Genomic DNA, 17,958 nt, shown 5'->3' with positions numbered 1-17,958 from the left:
TTCACTTTTTGAGTGAGTATATTTTGCAATAAACGGGTGTTAACTTGTTTGTAAGCAGCTATTAATGAGTGTATACGCACACTTGAAGCCTGAGCTCTGGCACAGTATCATGCGCTTTTTATTGCGATGAGCCCGTATAATGCGCTATTTAACCACTCGTTATCATACTGATACTCCTGCAGAATTTATTGATGCCAATCAAAAAACTATGCTGACTCGTATTGCTGCCCGTGCAATTGTCATTCGTGATAATCAAATATTGATGCTTTATACCCAACGTTATCATGACTATTCATTACCAGGTGGTGGAGTCGATGCGGGCGAGGAGATAGAGCAAGGGCTCATTCGGGAGTTACAAGAGGAAACCGGCGCGCAAGAGATCCGCAATATTAAGGAATTTGGCTTATATGAAGAATACCGCCCATGGCAGCGAGAGGGTTATACATCGGTGAACATGCTGTCTTATTGCTTCACTTGTGAGATAGACAATCAGCTGGGTGAGACTCAATTTGAAGCCCATGAAATCAATAATGGCATGGTGCCGGTGTGGATTGATATTGATGAGGCTATAGCGCATAACTTAGATACGATTGCCAATAGCAGTAAAAAAGGCTTATCGATTGAACGAGAAACCTTTCTACTGAAGCTGATCAAACAAGAGTTATTGTGAGCGAGGCGTAAGCTACTCGTGAGCCTGTCATCAGTGAGTGCGGACGATAATCAAGTCATTCTCAGCCAGAACAGTGCCATTGGGCCAATGGTATTAACATCAGCCTAGTTCATCGAGCTAACCAATAGATAACTCTTTTGCTCTTGATGTTGCACACGCCATTGCATTGGCGACAAGCTCATCGAGATCGCCATCTTGAAATGCCAATATTGCCTGTTCTGTTGTGCCCTTAGGGGAGGTCACTTGGTGGCGCAGGTTAGCCAAATTATGCTGACTTTTCATCGCCATAGATATTGCTCCCATTGCACTTTGAAGCACTGCTTTAGTGGCAGTTTCTTGTGGCAGCCCTTGTTCGACAGCCGCTTTTTCCATTGCTTCTAAAAATAAGAATAAATACGCTGGAGAGCTACCCGCCGCCGCCACTATGGTCGACATTTGGCTTTCTTCTGTTAACCATACCGTTTCACCAACAGCCCGCATGAGTTTTTCTGCTTGGGCAATATCATGTTTGTGAGTGTCGGGACTTGCGTATAATCCTGTTAATCCTTCACCAATGGCGGTCGGTAAGTTTGGCATGGCGCAAATGACTTTGGGTGAAAAATGTAATTTCTGGCGCAGTGTGGCATGTTTGACTCCTGCGGCAATTGAGATAACTAATTTACGGTTATCGTGCTGCATCACTTCACTCAATTGCTCACACACTACCGGTACAACAAAAGGTTTAACGGCAATAATGATGACATCTGCAAACGCAACTGCGGCGGTATTGTCTTGATGTACTTTTACATTGAATGTATCGATTAAGTCGTGTCGGGTGGTTTGACTTGGGGCGCATACTAGAATATTGGCACTGTTGTGACCTTGTTTCAGTAGGCCGCTGATAATAGCTCTGGCCATGTTGCCACCACCGATAAAGGCGATACAGGTATTGGGATCTAATGACTGATGTTGAACGATGGGAACCTCCGAAAGTGTCGCTAAAAAGAAAAGGCCATGCTTTCGCTTGGCCTTTTATCTGTGGTGCCTATTGGATTATGCGCGAACTTGACCTTCACCACTGACTAAGTATTTCTCAGTCGTGAGTGACTCAAGGCCCATTGGGCCGTAGGCATGTAATTTACTGGTCGCAATACCAATTTCTGCACCTAGACCGAGTTCGCTACCATCAGAAAAACGTGATGATGCATTTACCATCACGACTGAGGCATCCACTGTGCGTTGAAAACGCGTAGCCGTTAACTCATTTTGAGTACAAATCACTTCTGTGTGATGGCTACCAAAGCGACGAATATGATTAATCGCATGGTCAAAGTCAGTCACTTGGCGAATAGCAATTTCTAAATCTAAATACTCTTGGCCAAAATCATCATCGCTAATAACATTGGCATGCTCAAAGTATTGTTGGGCATTCTTGCTGACATTAATACGTACTTTATGAGCGGCAAGCTCGGCTGCTACTTTCGGTAAAAATGTGGCTGCTACGTCTTGATGTACCAGTAATCCCTCTAGGGCATTACATACGCCAGTGCGTTGGGTTTTACCATTCAGTAATAAAGACATTGCGATATCGAGGTCTGCGTCTTTATCGACATATAAGTGACAAACACCTTTAAAGTGTTGAATAACAGGGATTTTACTGTTATCTGTCACAAAGTTGATCAAACCTTCTCCACCGCGTGGAATAATCACGTCAATAAAGTCACGTTGCTGCATCAGCTCCAGCATTAAAGCGCGATCTGGGTCGGGTACAACCGTGATCAGTGCGGTAGGTAACTGATATACTTGCAACACATTTTGTAAGATAGAAGCAATGATTTTACTTGAATTAAGCGCTTCTTTACCACCACGCAATATCACAGCATTACCTGATTTAAAGCATAACGCACCGGCATCAGCGGTAACATTAGGGCGTGCTTCATAAATCATGCACACAACCCCTAAAGGCACGCGCATTTTTTGAATGTTAAGCCCATTAGGTCGCTGGCATATTTCGCGCACCATACCGACAGGATCGGGTAATGATGCAACGGTTTCGATGCCTGCCGCCATGGATTCAATACGATCAGGTGTCAGTGTCAATCTGTCTATCATCGCCGCGCCTAAGTCAGCTTTTTCGGCGTGTTCAAGATCTAATAAATTCGCTTTAATGATATCGTCGCTGTGTGCCCTAAGCGCACGAGCCATATCAAGTAAGATGGTGTTTTTAACTTTTTCATCTAATAGGGCTAGAGTTTGTGCAGCTGTTGCTGCGGCTTGCGATAAATCTTTAATTAAACTCATATATGCTCCAAAATGGCGATGTTTTTGTCAGAGATCAGTGGGCCCGTTTTTTGTTGGGCGTTATTGGCAAATTCACGATCTTCCTGGTCTGCAATAAAATGTAATAAACAACTACTGTAGTTTGATTTGGCTTTTGCCAATTTAGTGCCATCGCCTTTGCGCACTAAAACAGTATCGCCGACGGAAAAGTTGCCTCTTACGGCCACTACATCGTCAGTGGTTAGTTGGGTATCATGTTCTTCAAGGTCCGCGCTAAAGTCATTGTCGACAATTAACTCACCTTGAATTTGTGAGGTATGCATCATCCAATGCAAGTGTTCTTGCATAGGTACATCATACGGGGTAAATAACGTACCCGGATTCTGACCTTTTAAAAGTTGATTAAAGGTATCTGCGTCGAATCCATCGACAATCATGGTTTCAATTCCGTGAGAAATCGCTTTCTCTGCCGCTTCGATTTTAGTTTGCATCCCGCCAGTACCTACGCTACTAGTCGCTCCGCCAGCCATTGCGTAGATTTCAGCATTAATCTCACTTACTTGCTTAATTAGTGTGGCATCTTCATGTAAATTAGGGTTTTTGTTATAAAGCCCTTTTACGTCAGAGCAAATAATTAACGCATCAGCATCTGCTGCAGCTGCAACCATAGCTGATAAATTATCATTATCACCCACACGTAATTTGGCTGCTGTGACAGCATCATTTTCGTTAATAATGGGCAGCAAGCCATTGTCTAACAGAGTAAAAATTGTATTTTTAATGCTGATATAACGGTCACGGTCGCGTAAATCACCATGGGTCAGTAATAGCTGCGCTGAAGGGAAGTCAAATAACTTATCCCAGGTCGCCATCATATCTGCCTGGCCTGCTGCAGCCATGGCTTTTTTAAGTGAAATACTTGGCTCTGCAGTTTCAGCAAATCGATGTTTACCAGCGGCAACTGAACCCGAAGACACCAAAACTACTTGGCACCCTTGAGCACGACAGGTCGCGATAAATTGGGCTATACCTAACAAATAATGGCTGCTACAACCTTGTTGATGGGGCGCAATTAATGCGCTTCCCACTTTAACCACAATCCGTTTCCAATGTGAAGTTGACATAGTATTGTTCTCCATTACTGTTGCTCGGTTAAAACACGATTCGCTTCATGGAAGGTATCGACTGTTTTATTACAAGGATCCGAGTCAAGAGCACTGGTAATCCAAATCACTACGCTACTAACAATAAAACCTGGGATCATTTCATAAATCACGCTGGTTAATGCTTTTCCGTCGCCAAGTACAGGAGCATATATCCAAAAGAGGACGGTAGCTGCACCCGAGACAATACCCGCAACAGCGGCTTTATGAGTAAGGTTTTGTTTATAAAGACTGAATAATACTAATGGACCGAACGCTGCACCAAATCCAGCCCAAGCATTACTCACTAACGATAAAATACTGTTAGAACGATCAAGTGCTAACAAACTCGCCACAATGGCAACGCCTGCTACACCATAACGGCCCATTTTGACCATTTCTTGTTCAGTTGATTCTTTCTTTGATACCACTCGATAGATATCTTCAGTTAGTGAGCTTGATGATACTAATAACTGTGAAGATATCGTGCTCATAATTGCGGCTAAAATAGCTGCCAATAAGAAACCACTGATTAGAGGGTTAAACAATAATTCTGAAAATATAATAAAGATGGTTTCAGGATCACTGACTTTCATATCAAATTTATTGGCATAAGCAATACCAACAAGACCTGTCGCCAGCGCACCAACGATAGTGACTGTCATCCAGCTCATGCCAATTCTGCGGGCAATTTTGATATCAGACACTGAACGGATAGCCATAAAACGCACAATAATATGCGGTTGGCCAAAATAACCTAATCCCCAAGAAAGACTAGAAATTAACCCGAGTATGGTGACATTTTGCATAGCATCAGAAAAGTGCGGAATCGACTGGTAAGCGTAGTCCAACATTTTGTCTGCACTACTGAACTCTTGGTAGGCAACAATAGGTACCAAAACCAAGGCAACAAACATAATACAGCCTTGAACAAAGTCAGTCATACTCACGGCTAAAAAACCACCTAGTAGGGTGTAAGAAACCACAACACCTAAGGTAACTATCAGACCAAGTTCATAATTTAAATCAAATGCCGAAACAAATAACTTTCCGCCAGCAACTAATCCTGCAGAGGTATATAAGGTAAAGAAGATGACAATGATAACCGCTGCGATAATCCGTATATGACTATTAGGTGCATGAAAGCGTTTTGCAAAAAACTCTGGGATGGTCAACGAGTTGTCCGCTACTTCGGTATAAACCCTCAGTTTTGGCGCGACAATTAAATAATTAACCAGAGCACCAAGTAATAGGCCTATTGCAATATAGATGGTTTCAAAACCCACTAAGAACATTGCACCAGGCAAGCCCATAAGCATCCAACCACTCATATCCGATGCGCCAGCTGATAGTGCGGTAACTTGTGGGCTGACTTTTCGGCCACCCAAAATATAGCCAGATACATCGCTTGTTGATTGTTTATAAGCAAACAATCCAATGCCTAGCATTACCATGAAATAAATTGCTAATGAGACATAGGTTAGGTAATGCATGAATTATTTGCCTCCCAACGCTTTGTGATTTTGAATCCCTTCAGGTTTCAACATAACAAAGAGATAGGTGCTTAAAAGAGCGCACAAACATAATAATTGCGAAGCTTCTTTCAGCTTTAACGTCACTGTGTTCCACATATTCGTAATGAGATTTTCTTCGCTTAAAGTGCCTGTTGACATAATGTCCTCCTGGGTTAGAGCTAATCGGTTTATTGTTTAAGGATTTAAATTTAACAATAAAAAACCACCAAGATAGTTAGTGGTCTAATCATAATAGCATGATTAGACGTCAAATTTCCAATTGATTATCGGATAAGGCTACTTTAGAGGGTTTTATCTCGACTGTGCATGCTGTTATTGGCCATGCTATTTGAGCTGACAGGGCCATACTTGATGAGCTGGAGAGGGCTTTTTTACGATTGTTATTATTCAATCATGTAGCTGAATACTCTCATGAGAATATAAATTGTTGTAAATTATATTTTTTATTTATATGTAGGATCAGTTTTGTTGTTTTAGGGCCATTTGATTGGCATATCAGAGTCTTTGATAGGGTGTTTAATCATCGAAATATTAATCGAATAATTATTTTTATATTTTATTTCAGCATCTTATGTTTTTTTTTGATGGTTGATGTGTAACAAGTAAATAGACTTTTCATTATGTTTTATTGATTTACACACTTTTTATTGATGCATATAGAGGGTTAGGATAAATGGTAAAGCCATAACACTATTGTTATTGCTGACTATGATTTTTCATCTCAGTTAAAGTGACTCGTTGTGTTATGGCGCGATTATCTAATCCATTACTCGATTCAATATGCACGTTCGCGCAGCGGATGTATCGATTAGTTCACCTTGCTAATAATTACAGCTCAAATGGTTTTTGTTCAAATTATTTTTGTGATTGACAGTTTGTATCGCAAAGCCACTTTTAGCGTTAACGGCTCGGTTTGCAATTGGGGTTGAGTTGATTATGTAAAGTAGTGGATACATTTTATCGAGGTTACTAGTGCCTGATTTTGCCAGTATCACCTTGTTAAACAATCTAAAATTCTTATTCAGTTTAGTCAGGCTTAGGCATTTATCTGATGTATTATTAACATAAGTTGCCCCAGTGATAGCGTTGATATTTGAAGAATGTGAGATCCAGGTTGCGCTTAAACACAATAATATTGTATTTAATTAGACGTTCGGTCTAATATGATTATTATGAACAATTTAAGCTTAGATATAATAATGAGTGCAGATATAAGTCCAAGCCAGAAACCACGTCGTGGAAGGCCTCCTAAAGTGTCGCGTGATAATCCAGATACACGGGCTGAGCTTATTCGAAGTGGTCTCGAACAACTGACAGAACAAGGCTTTGCCTCATCGGGTATTGAACCGATTTTAAAAAAAGTGGGCGTCCCCAAAGGCTCCTTCTATCATTATTTTGCTAGTAAAGAAGCATTTGGTCAGGCGGTATTGAAAAATTATGCCGACTATTTTTTATATAAGCTGGAAATTCATTTACTGGACGAATCATTTTTGCCATTAAGGCGAATTAGGAATTTTGTCGACAATGCCAAAGCAGGCATGATCCGTTATGAGTTTAAGCGTGGTTGTTTAGTGGGTAACTTAGGGCAAGAAGTTGGCGTATTACCAGAAAGTTTTAGGCCGCAAATTATTGAGATATTGGTGAGTTGGCAAGACTGTCTAGCTCGGTGTCTTAAAGAGGCGCAATTACATGGAGAGCTGGCAGAAAGTGCAAACTGTCAACTTTTAGCTGAAAACTTTTGGGTCGGTTGGGAAGGGGCTGTCAGTCGAGCAAAGTTGGTGCAACAGGCCACACCGCTGGATAATTACTGCGATCTTTTTATGGCTGCATTACCCAAGTAATTTTAGCTTAGCCACTCTATTTTAAGTTGGTACAAGTTCACTCAAAATGTATTCATTAATAGACGAGTAGTCTAAATTAGGAGAAGACAATGTTTCATGGCATGTTAATTGAAAAAGATGATCAAGGTTATCGTACTACAGTGAAAAGCATTGATGAAAATGTGCTTCCTGCAGGAGATGTAACGGTAAAAGTACTTTATAGCACGCTTAATTATAAAGATGCCCTCGCTATTACAGGTAAAGCACCTGTGGTGAGAACATTTCCTATGGTGCCTGGTATTGATTTAGTGGGCGTAGTCGAACATAGCGATAGTGATAAATTTGCCGCTGGTGATACGGTATTATTGAATGGTTTTGGTGTCGGTGAAACCCATTGTGGTGGTTTAGCCACTAAAGCACGTTTAAAAAGTGAATGGCTCATTCCACTACCAAGCGCATTTTCCCCGCAGCAAGCCATGGCGATTGGCACCGCAGGCTACACGGCAATGTTATGTGTAATGGCACTTGAGAAAAATGGTGTCACACCCGATAAGGGTGAAGTGTTAGTGACCGGTGCTAATGGCGGTGTCGGCAGTTTTGCTATCGCAATTTTGGCCAAGCTTGGATATCAGGTAGTGGCATCTACCGGGCGGGTTGATCAAAGTGATTATTTGAAAAAGTTAGGCGCTAAAGACATTATTGAGCGTGCGAGCTTATCAGAAGCTGGTCGACCTTTGGCTAAGGAGCGTTGGGCTGGGGCGATAGATTCTGTTGGCAGTCATACATTAGCCAATGTGTGTGCCAGTACAAAATATGGTGGGACTGTGGCAGCATGTGGTTTAGCACAGGGGATGGATTTTCCAGCGAGTGTCGCGCCTTTCATTTTACGCTGTGTGACGTTAGCGGGTGTTGACAGTGTGATGCGACCGTTAGCCGATCGTATTGAAGCATGGCAACGTCTTGGTGAAATCCTTGATCCTGCCATTTTTGATGACATAGTTCATGAAGTCAGTTTGATTGAGGCGATTGATGTCGCCAGTGACTTATTGGCAGGTAAGGTTCGCGGCCGTGTTGTTGTTGATGTAAATCGTTAACATTCATGTTTAATCAGTTAGCCTAAGTTAATGATCGATTAGCTCGCTAAATATTAAAAATGCGACTAAGTAGGGTTATTTTGTTTAAGATGAGCTAATATTGATTTGTGGTTTATTTTTGAACTATTATGTTTGTGAGATAGTATCAAGTAATCAGTAAATAAACGCTGGTATTAAGATATTTTTAGTGTTGATATCAGCGTAAAAAGGCCATTAAATACTTTAAATATTATAATCTTAACTCTTTTTTATTTTACGATTGTTTTTATGATGACTGAACCGTAACAGTTCTTAATCAGTATGGTTAACATGTCAAGGATGATGAAATATTTATGCGCGAGAACATTCTGCTACACAAGCAAGTGACAATATTTATTGTTGATGACGACGATGTAGATGTCATTGGTATTGAAAGAGCCCTCAAGAAACTTAGAATCGCTAATCCCACCATACGCGCCAAAGATGGTATCGAAGCGCTAGAACTGCTTCGTAAAAAAGCCATTGCCAAACCTTATATTATTTTACTTGATATCAATATGCCTCGAATGGGCGGAATCGACTTTTTGAAAGAACTCCGTGCTGACGATGATCTGTGCGGAAGTGTTGTCTTTATATTGACGACTTCAAGTGACGATCAAGATAAAATGTTAGCCTACAAAAAAAATGTTGCTGGATACATAGTCAAAAAACAAGTTGGCGAATCCTTTTTGAACATTGTTGATATGTTGGGGCATTATTGGCGTGTAGTGGAGTTGCCGTACAATGAATAACGTCGCTGCTAACCAAGAGTTACCTATTACGCTGTTAATTATCGATGACGACCTTGTTGATAGGAAATCAATTAGGCGTGCTTTAATGTCCAGTCATCGGCCTATTATTATAATAGAGGCCAAAACAGGCGCAGAAGGGATCGCTCAGTTCGAAAACAATATTGTTGATGTGCTCTTGATTGATTACCGGTTGCCAGATATTGACGGTTTAGCATTAATTAAAGTTCTATTAGCGCGAAAAAAAACAGACGCAACGATTATTATGGTGAGTCAGCATGAAGATGAAATTTTATCATTAAATGCACTCAATGTTGGCGCGCACGACTTCCTGTTAAAAACCGAGGTCAATTCCGAACGTTTAATGAGAACTATCCGTCAGGCGCAACATCGTCAGTTTCTTGAAGGCGTAGTGCGTGAGAAAAATAACGCATTAGAATGGCTAGCAAATAGAGATTCATTAACACAATTAATCAATCGTTATACTTTTGAGAAAACACTTAAAGATGCTTGTACTAGAGTGTTATTCACCGGTGATAACATCGCGCTTCTGTTTATCGATTTAGACAATTTTAAAAAAGTGAATGACACATTAGGCCATTTTACTGGGGATAAGCTGTTACAAAACGTAGCCACTAGATTAGCTTCAGTAATTAAAGACGGTGATTGTTTAGCGCGTCTTGGCGGTGACGAATTCGTTATTTTGGCGAATAATATTGATTCAGAGCAACAAACATTCGCCATTGCCACTCAAGTTATTGATGCATTGACCCCTCCTTTACAAGTCGGAAATACGGCTTTTTCGATAACAGCCAGTATTGGTATTTCTATGTTAGGTGAGTTTGCCTCTTCACCTGAAGCAATGATGAAGTGTGCTGATATTGCCATGTATAAAGCTAAGCAGAACGGTCGAAATCACTTCTGTTTGTATACCGATATTCTTCATCAAGAAACACAGAGCAACGCCATTCTTGAAGAAGAAATGTCTTATGCGCTGCAATTGCAGCAGTTCGTAGTTTATTACCAACCTCAAATTTGTACAAAAACGAAAAAAGTTAAAGGGGTTGAGGCTCTGATCCGTTGGGATCATCCTACCCGAGGTGTTTTAGCGCCAGGTGTATTTCTTGATATGGCTGAAGAATTAAATTTAATTAGTGAGATCGGTCAGTGGGTATTACAAACGGCTTGTAATCAATTAAAGCAATGGCAGTTGCAATATAACCTCTTAGACGAAGAGCTGACCATATCGGTCAATTTGTCTGCCTTACAATTACAAGATGTGCGATTGCTCAGTTTAGTTTCTCATGCCTTAGAATCGAGTCAATTATCACCATGTTGTTTAGAGCTAGAAATTACTGAAAGCTCGATTATTCATAGCCCTGAAAACATAGTTGAAAGGCTCCATGAGCTGACCAGAAAAAATGTAAAATTAGCTTTGGATGACTTTGGTACCGGCTATTCATCGATTAAACATTTACACCTGTTTCCTATTCATTCTTTAAAAGTGGATAAGAGTTTTATTGCTGCCTATAAACAAAAAAAATCCCAAGATAAAGTGCTTGAAGCCATGATTAACTTTGCTAAATACCTTGGACTATGTGTGATTGCCGAAGGGGTAGAAACTGCAGAGCAGCTTGATTTTTGCCAATCTCAAGGCTGCGATTTGATACAAGGTTATTATTATTCTAAACCGATTTGCGCCGCAGATTTTGAAGCTAAATATTTAGCCATATAGTGAGTGAACTGCATATTTGGTAATGAAACACTATTGAGATAATTATGTTAAAGCAAATACCTTTGTTAAATCGTATTAAACCGCATTCATCGGCAATCACTTTTGTATTTGCGGCAGTGTTAATGCTGATTATTTGTCATTTTGTTTATTGGCAAGAAGTCGGCTCGATACAGCGTGAAATTGATACCGTCGCGCGCGCGAAAGCCGACATACTTAGAGAACACATAGATAACTTAAAACGTGAAACTTTATTCCTATCTAAACTGCCTGATGTAAAAGGCATTGCATCACTTGCTCACCAACCAGTATTAGACACTGAACAGCAAGCCCAATTTAATACCCATATTGCTCACTTAAAAGACGTATTTAAATATTATATTCAAAGTATTCCTGAGCTAGAACAAGCGCGTTTTATTGATAGTAAAACGGGCTTTGAGACGATTCGAGTAGAACGAATGAAAGGTAGCGTAATCGCGTTACCTGATTCATCTTTACAACAAAAAAGTGATAGAGATTATTTTATTGAAGCTCAAAAATTACAAGAGGGTGATGTATACGTATCGCCTTTTAATCTCAATCAAGAAAATGGCTCACTTGTCTTCCCTTACTTACCGGTAATGCGGGTGAGTACATTAGTTTTTTCTCAAGCGAAACCGCAAAAAGAATCGATTGGGCAAATCGTGATTAATGTGTCTGCTGAAGTACTATTTTCTCAACTAGATATCACCAGCACTTACTCAAATATTAATATCTATTTAGTCAATGATGCTGGTGATTACTTACTTCATCCAGATAAGACGAAAACCTTTGGCTTTGATATTGGTCAACGATACACACTAGAAGACGATTTTACTGATGTTGGTGACGGTATGTACCTCACCAAGGATGACAGTGATTTTTTTAGTTGGCTTAAGGTATTATTTTTTTCTGAGGAGAATGTTTACTTAGATAGCACCAATACACAGCGAAAAGTGGTGGTGCTTGCGGTGGCAAATAATCACCTAGCAATAACCAAAACACTCACGGTGATTTTTTGGTATTGGGTCATTATTGGCATTTTAATACTGCTATTGAAGAACACAAAAAATGAAGTCGCATTAAAGGCTAAGCAACAACACCTCAATACTGTTTTGACTATGGAGCAAGAACTAAACTCAATATTAAGCCATGCCCCTAATGGTATTATGGTGGTTAATCGACAAGGTATTATCACCCTCGCCAATACTCAAGTTGAACGTATTTTTGGCTACTCTCAAGGTGAGTTGTTAGGCCAATCGATGAATGTACTATTACCGGCAAGGTTTTGTCATGTACACCCTAATTTTATGCAAGCGTTTTTCTCTGCACCTGAAACTAAATTAATGGGCGGCGGTCGAGAATTATATGGCTTACACAAAACCGCCAAAGAAGTACCGCTTGAGATAGGTTTGAGTGTTATTGAATATAAGGGTGAGTTACAAGCTATTTGCGGTATTGTTGACATCACATTGAGAAGGCAATTAGAGCATTTGTTTGAGATGGTTGTAGATACCTTACCCAATGCGGTTTTGCTGGTTGATTATAATGGCGTTATTGAGTTAGTTAATAAACAGACTGAGAGGCTGTTTGGTTATTCAAGAGACGATCTCTTAGGTAACAATATTGCTATGCTGGTGCCTGAGTCTTTTCGTGAACAGCATTTAGCCTGGCGACAATCGTTCTTTATTGCCGCAGGTGAAGAGATTGATACCGAACGCTATTATATTAGTGGTTTATGCAAAGATGGCACTATATTCCCGTTATCCATTGGGTTATGCACTATTGAAACGCATAAAGGTAAAAAACTGCTTTCATCTATTGTTGATTTAACGGATAGCGAACTCGAAGCAAGCGCATTAAAAAAGGTCACCGAAAATTTAGACCGCACCAGTAAAATGGCTGGCATTGGTGGCTGGGAGCTCGATTTAATCACCAACGAGTTGTTTTATTCTGAAGAGACCTATCGTATTCATGGCTTGCCATTGGGTTCTAAATTATCTCTAGACGAAGCCATTGCATTTTATACGCCAGATTCACAACCGATTATCCGCAAAACCCTTACAGAAGCCATTGAAATGGGGAAAGATTGGAATGTTGAGGTGCGTTTTACTAATGCTGCCAATAAGCTCATATGGGTCAAGGTTGCGGGCACTATAGAGTATGAAAATGGTAAAGCCGTTAGGCTTGCAGGAACCATGCAAGATATTTCAGAACGCAAATATTTCATTGAGGAACTTTCCAGAAGTAATACCGAACTGGATAACTTTGCCTACGTTGCCTCGCATGATCTTAAATCGCCTTTACGCGGCATTGATCAATTAGCCAGCTGGTTAGAAGAAGATTTAAAAGACAAATTAGAAGATGAAGATGCTGAGCATTTACGCTTAATGCGTGGTCGTATTAGCCGGATGGAAAAACTGTTAGATGACTTACTCTCCTATTCAAGAGCGGGCAAAAAAGGCGATGTTATTCATTCAATTAATATAAAGTCTGTGGTCGAAAATGTGTTTGATTTATGCAATACCAAAAATGCCTTTTCGCTGGAGTTTGAGTCCGCGACAACCGACATAACGACTGCTAGTGTGCCACTTGAGCAAGTGATAAGAAACCTGATTAATAATGCGATTAAACATCATGACACCGGAAAAGGCACTGTATATGTATCTATGGTGGTGAACGCTCCTTTTTATGAATTTGTGGTTAGAGATGATGGCCCAGGGATACTTGATGAGTTCTCTGAGAAAATATTTACCATGTTCACCACCTTAAAACCTCGAGATGAAGTGGAAGGCAGTGGCATGGGGTTAGCGATTGTGAAAAAGATAGTGGTCGCCATGGGTGGCGAAATTAGCTTAGATACGAGTGTGCAAAAGGGCGCTTGTTTCAAGTTTACTTGGCCAATGGAAATACAAAACTTGATGCCCAACTCCAGAGATGGCGAATAGTGTTAATCTTGCTATCGTATGGATCATTCTTGAAAAAGATTTTATAGGCGCCTCAGCACTTTAGTTTAGCACTTTAGCTCAGCGCTTTAGTTCAGCAACTTAGCTTGGCACCTGATTGGTAAGCTAAATTACGCTGTAAATCGCTACATAAACTGAAATGTTTAGCCCCTACGGATAACTCAACATTTAGCGTATCTGTTGAATCTTTTGGAGGCGATGTTTGGTTAATTTATAAAGTCGTTTATTTGGGTGTCACTATTTATCGCTTATATGCTTAATAATGATATAAGTGATAGTGAAGCGTCATCTGTAAGAAAGTCCATTTAATTTCAATGCGCATCAGCGACTATGCAAGATGCATAAAGACGATAGCGTCATTTCACGGTAAACTATGTAGATTGTAGAGACAGCTTTTTGAGGTCATGAGAAAACATGGTAGAACTGCAGCAAAATAATCCACTTCACGGTTTAAAATCAGAAACGATGATTTCTGAGTTAGTGGCATTTTATGATTGGAAAATTTTATACGCCGCGTTGCGTTTAGAATGTTTCAACACTAATCCCAATATAGAAGCTTGTGTTAAGTTTCTTAAAAAAACCGAATGGGCCAGAGAACGCGTTGAAAATTTTTATTTGTATCGTTTTAAGCGTATGCCAAAAGGTAACTCTGCACAATTTGAACTAAAACCCCGAGAACGTGGCTTTGCTGACGGTATTTTACCACGCAAACCGCAACCTTTAACGGTTGAGTTAGTCGCAGAAATGAAAGCCAAAGCAACCGCCGATTATGAACAAATGAAGCATAATCAAAGTCGTTCATATGCTTCTCCGTCATCAGTTTCATATTCATCATCGAGTCGTTCAAATGACAGCGATGCAGCGACACAGCGTAGTAATAAAAATAAGCCTCAGCCGACATTTGATCCCAACAATCCGTGGAATAAATAACGGCTCGATTAATCTCATGTCCATACTAACGCAACCCAAAGATAATCATAATATTTTGGGGTTGCGTTTTTTATTGGGCATAAATTATATCTTGGTTAGCGATATAGCGTTCAGTGCCTTTCTAAGATTAGGTTGGCTATTTTTGTCAAGGTGTAGACACGCGACACAATGATTGCTTAAATAGAAATGCATGTCTTTGTTGTAATTAACTACGGCGCATTCGTATCAAGGTAACTGGGGTTATGTTGGTCGTGTTGTTAGCTTAATTTGAGGCATAAGGGATTAAGTACCTCACCCATTTTGCTATTAGCATTGGGATACAACAGGATAATAATAATGAAACTGAATAAAACCTTACTCGCCATGGGTATCGCATCTAGCGTGGTTATTGTTGGTTGCGGTGACGACACTCAATACGGTAAAACTCCTCAAGTCACACCTGAGCCTGAAGCCGCTCCTCTACTGCAAGCTTTTGCCCCTAATGGCACTTTAAAAGCGCAAATTCGTCGTACCCAATATGGGGTGCCGCACATTACCGCTGACAATTTAGAAAGTCTTGGTTTCGGTAACGGTTATGCCCAAGCGCAGGATAATTTATGTGTGATGGCGGATGGATTTATCAAAGCCAATTCAGAACGGTCGATGTACTTTGGTCCTCATGCATCGCTTGATTTTACAACTGGTCTTCCGACCAGTGAAGATAACGGTAACCTCATTTCCGACTTTGCATATAAAGCGTTAAAAATACGCCAGCTTGCTGAAAACCAATATTCGCAGTTTAGTTATAATTCGCGAGCACTAATGGAAGGGTTTAGTGCTGGATATAATCAATATCTTAGCGACATTGAAGCCGGGACTCAAACTGGCGAACCATTTTGCGCCGGTCAGCCGTGGGTTAAACCCATTACCGGTGTTGATGTGGCCAGCTATTTATTTTCTATCGCATTATTACCTGGTGCGGCAAACTTTTTAGATTTGATTTTTTATGCTAACCCCGGTGATGGCCAAGAATATTTACCGCGTATAGTGGGACCGGCACCGTCTGCAGCACAGACCGCGTTTGTACATGATATGAACAACACTTTAATTGCCCGTGCGGCAAACATTACCACTCCAGAAACGAATCCTCGTAATTTGGGATCTAATGGTTGGGGATTAGGCAAAGACAAAACCGAAAATGGCAAAGGCATGGTGTTGGGTAATCCACATTTTCCGCATACTGGTAATTTACGCTTTTGGCAGTCACATTTAACCATACCAGGACAAATGGATGTGATGGGCGGTTCGTTAGTCGGCATGCCAGGGTTGGTTAACATAGGCTTTAACAAAGATGTTGCTTGGACGCATACCTTTTCTACCGCCGAACACTTTGTGATGTATAACCTTGAGTTAGTTTCAGGTGACAGATTGCAATATTTGTATGACGGTTCGCCATTGCCGATCACCAAAGAAACGGTTTCGATATTAGTTAATGGCGGCGCGGCAGGCATGCTGGTGGCGGAAAAAGATATTTATACCACAGCTAAAGGTCCAATGGTTGAAGCGCCGCCCACATTAGCGCCGTTTGGGTGGGATGATGGCCAAGCTTTCTTTATTCAAGATGCCAATATGGCCAACAAAGATCCGATTGATCATTGGTTAGCCATGAACCTCGCTAGCAATAAAGATGAATTTCAACAAGCGTTTAAAAATTATGATGGGGTAATATTCAATAACACCATGTATGCCGATAAAGAAGGTAATGCATTTTATATTGATGATTCTACTGTGCCGGGTTTTTCTGATTTAATGATCGATATTATTAGAACCACCCCAGCGATTGTTGCGGCTAAAGCACAGGCAGGATTTACTATTTTACCTGGTAATACCTCCGCATTTAGTTTTAGCGAGCCTATGCCTTACGAGCGTGCGCCCAAGCTTGAGCGAAGTGACTTTGTACAAAATTCAAATAACTCATTTTGGTCGACCAACCTTGCCGCTCCTTTAGAAAACTTCTCTCCTTTATACGGACCAGAACGAGGCCCATTGTCGCTCCGCACTCGCATGGGATTAACCTTAATGAATGATGCTGCGGGTGATGACGGGAAATTTAATATTGACGAATTAGAAGCTGCTTTGTTATCTAACCGCGCCTATCTCGCTGAAATCGTGTTAACTGATTTAATTAGCCAATGTGATCAACAAGGTTCTACGCCTGTGATGGTGAGTGCAACATTGTCTAAAGATATCTCAGCATCGTGTGCAGCATTAAAAGCCTGGAACGGTAAACAAGATAATGATAGTAAAGGGGGTGCGTTAATTCGTGAGTTTGCCCATCAATTTGATCAAAATACTATGTTAACTGAGCCGTTTGATTATATGAGCGCCGCAAGCACACCTAATAAGCTTAATACTGATGGCAGCGCATTAATGGCTTTAGCCCATGCTGCGTTGAATCTCGAAGCGGCAGGCTTTGCTGTTGATGCTGCATTAGGGGACGTGCAATTTGTTGAAAAGTCACTCCCTGATGGCAGTGCTTCTGGGGTTAAGTTACCTTGGCCTGGTAGTCATAATGCTGAGGGGGGATTCAACGTATTTTCAACCAGCTTATCTGGTGATGACACCTTAATCCCTCAACATAAATACGCACCAGTATTAGATGTTGTGACAGGTAAAGCGACAGCATCAGGATTAACCGCACAAGGATATCAAGTGCGTTATGGTTCAAGTTGGATGATGACAGTCAGCTTTACTGATGATGGTCCTAAAGCAAAAGGTATTTTGACTTATTCGGAATCGAGTAACGTACTAAGCCCGAGCTTTTCTGATCAGAGTGAATTGTATTCTACACAAAAGCAGTTACGTCCGTTGTTATTCACTGAGGCAGAGATCCAAGCATCACTTGAATCCACTACAGAGCTGACCTACCAACGAAATTAGTAGTGGTCAGACCAAATAAACCAACCTGTTAGTTGCAGGTTGGTTTTCCATCAACAATTAACTAAGTTTGTGATTAAAATCAATAAAGCTATCAAATTAGCCCCAT

General features: G+C 40.7%; 13 protein-coding genes. 8 read left to right on the top strand and 5 right to left on the bottom strand.

Annotated features, from left to right (window positions below; genetic code table 11):
• The first annotated feature begins 139 nt into the window (after positions 1–139).
• Complete coding sequence (locus tag ACED29_RS08995) at positions 140–670, top strand: NUDIX hydrolase (protein WP_371697494.1); 531 nt, start codon at positions 140–142, stop codon at positions 668–670.
• Positions 671–787: 117 nt separating this feature from the next.
• Here the strand turns inward: ACED29_RS08995 and proC are convergent, their stop codons facing one another.
• From proC to ACED29_RS08970, 5 genes are all read right to left on the bottom strand, one after another.
• On the bottom strand, positions 788–1,627 hold the full coding sequence (proC, locus tag ACED29_RS08990; RefSeq protein ID WP_182755256.1) for a pyrroline-5-carboxylate reductase: 840 nt from the start codon (positions 1,625–1,627) through the stop codon (positions 788–790).
• A gap of 75 nt (positions 1,628–1,702) precedes the next feature.
• Positions 1,703–2,950 carry a glutamate-5-semialdehyde dehydrogenase gene (locus tag ACED29_RS08985; RefSeq protein WP_182697533.1) on the bottom strand — a complete coding sequence of 416 codons (1,248 nt, stop codon included), beginning with the start codon at positions 2,948–2,950 and terminating at the stop codon, positions 1,703–1,705.
• Positions 2,947–4,053, bottom strand: coding sequence for a glutamate 5-kinase (gene proB, locus ACED29_RS08980; RefSeq protein ID WP_124015505.1), 1,107 nt, complete (start codon positions 4,051–4,053; stop codon positions 2,947–2,949). The genes ACED29_RS08985 and proB overlap by 4 nt, the downstream gene beginning before the upstream one ends.
• 14 nt (positions 4,054–4,067) lie before the next feature.
• Positions 4,068–5,564 (bottom strand): sodium/proline symporter PutP, encoded by a 1,497-nt coding sequence (gene putP, locus ACED29_RS08975; RefSeq protein ID WP_124015506.1) that lies wholly within the window; start codon positions 5,562–5,564, stop codon positions 4,068–4,070.
• Between the two features lie 3 nt (positions 5,565–5,567).
• Positions 5,568–5,744: a hypothetical protein gene (locus tag ACED29_RS08970; protein ID WP_165870053.1), complete on the bottom strand. Its 177-nt coding sequence runs from the start codon at positions 5,742–5,744 to the stop codon at positions 5,568–5,570.
• 1,061 nt (positions 5,745–6,805) lie between these two features.
• Between ACED29_RS08970 and ACED29_RS08965 the strand changes: the two genes are divergently transcribed.
• The 7 genes from ACED29_RS08965 (at position 6,806) to ACED29_RS08935 (ending at position 17,852) form a co-directional block, all read left to right on the top strand.
• Positions 6,806–7,447 (top strand): TetR/AcrR family transcriptional regulator, encoded by a 642-nt coding sequence (locus ACED29_RS08965; protein WP_273059372.1) that lies wholly within the window; start codon positions 6,806–6,808, stop codon positions 7,445–7,447.
• Positions 7,448–7,536: 89 nt separating this feature from the next.
• On the top strand, positions 7,537–8,520 hold the full coding sequence (locus ACED29_RS08960; RefSeq protein ID WP_371697493.1) for an MDR family oxidoreductase: 984 nt from the start codon (positions 7,537–7,539) through the stop codon (positions 8,518–8,520).
• A gap of 332 nt (positions 8,521–8,852) precedes the next feature.
• Positions 8,853–9,290, top strand: a complete 438-nt coding sequence (locus ACED29_RS08955; protein ID WP_371697492.1) for a response regulator — start codon at positions 8,853–8,855, stop codon at positions 9,288–9,290.
• Entirely contained in the window at positions 9,283–11,022 is a 1,740-nt protein-coding gene (locus tag ACED29_RS08950; RefSeq protein WP_371697491.1) for a putative bifunctional diguanylate cyclase/phosphodiesterase, read from the top strand. Before ACED29_RS08955 ends, ACED29_RS08950 begins: the two co-directional genes overlap by 8 nt.
• A gap of 44 nt (positions 11,023–11,066) precedes the next feature.
• Positions 11,067–13,985: a PAS domain S-box protein gene (locus ACED29_RS08945; RefSeq protein ID WP_371697490.1), complete on the top strand. Its 2,919-nt coding sequence runs from the start codon at positions 11,067–11,069 to the stop codon at positions 13,983–13,985.
• A 432-nt stretch (positions 13,986–14,417) separates the two neighbouring features.
• Complete coding sequence (locus ACED29_RS08940; protein WP_124015512.1) at positions 14,418–14,933, top strand: VF530 family protein; 516 nt, start codon at positions 14,418–14,420, stop codon at positions 14,931–14,933.
• Between the two features lie 336 nt (positions 14,934–15,269).
• Positions 15,270–17,852, top strand: a complete 2,583-nt coding sequence (locus tag ACED29_RS08935) for an acylase (RefSeq protein WP_124015513.1) — start codon at positions 15,270–15,272, stop codon at positions 17,850–17,852.
• The last annotated feature ends 106 nt before the right edge of the window (positions 17,853–17,958 follow it).

Origin of the sequence: Shewanella sp. 5S214 (genome assembly GCF_041439795.1) — a bacterium.
Classification (GTDB): Bacteria; Pseudomonadota; Gammaproteobacteria; order Enterobacterales; family Shewanellaceae; genus Shewanella; species Shewanella vesiculosa.
Note: the sequence above shows the minus strand (reverse complement) of the source record. Positions and strands in the feature narration are given on the sequence as shown.

Excerpts from the sequence above, each read along its gene's own strand:
- ACED29_RS08995 (WP_371697494.1), top strand. The coding sequence starts at position 140 with ATGCGCTATTTAACCACTCGTTATCATACTGATACTCCTGCAGAATTT.
- ACED29_RS08985 (WP_182697533.1), bottom strand. The coding sequence starts at position 2,950 with ATGAGTTTAATTAAAGATTTATCGCAAGCCGCAGCAACAGCTGCACAA.
- proB (WP_124015505.1), bottom strand. The coding sequence starts at position 4,053 with ATGTCAACTTCACATTGGAAACGGATTGTGGTTAAAGTGGGAAGCGCA.
- putP (WP_124015506.1), bottom strand. The coding sequence starts at position 5,564 with ATGCATTACCTAACCTATGTCTCATTAGCAATTTATTTCATGGTAATG.
- ACED29_RS08970 (WP_165870053.1), bottom strand. The coding sequence starts at position 5,744 with ATGTCAACAGGCACTTTAAGCGAAGAAAATCTCATTACGAATATGTGG.
- ACED29_RS08965 (WP_273059372.1), top strand. The coding sequence starts at position 6,806 with ATGAGTGCAGATATAAGTCCAAGCCAGAAACCACGTCGTGGAAGGCCT.
- ACED29_RS08960 (WP_371697493.1), top strand. The coding sequence starts at position 7,537 with ATGTTTCATGGCATGTTAATTGAAAAAGATGATCAAGGTTATCGTACT.
- ACED29_RS08955 (WP_371697492.1), top strand. The coding sequence starts at position 8,853 with ATGCGCGAGAACATTCTGCTACACAAGCAAGTGACAATATTTATTGTT.
- ACED29_RS08950 (WP_371697491.1), top strand. The coding sequence starts at position 9,283 with ATGAATAACGTCGCTGCTAACCAAGAGTTACCTATTACGCTGTTAATT.
- ACED29_RS08945 (WP_371697490.1), top strand. The coding sequence starts at position 11,067 with ATGTTAAAGCAAATACCTTTGTTAAATCGTATTAAACCGCATTCATCG.
- ACED29_RS08940 (WP_124015512.1), top strand. The coding sequence starts at position 14,418 with ATGGTAGAACTGCAGCAAAATAATCCACTTCACGGTTTAAAATCAGAA.
- ACED29_RS08935 (WP_124015513.1), top strand. The coding sequence starts at position 15,270 with ATGAAACTGAATAAAACCTTACTCGCCATGGGTATCGCATCTAGCGTG.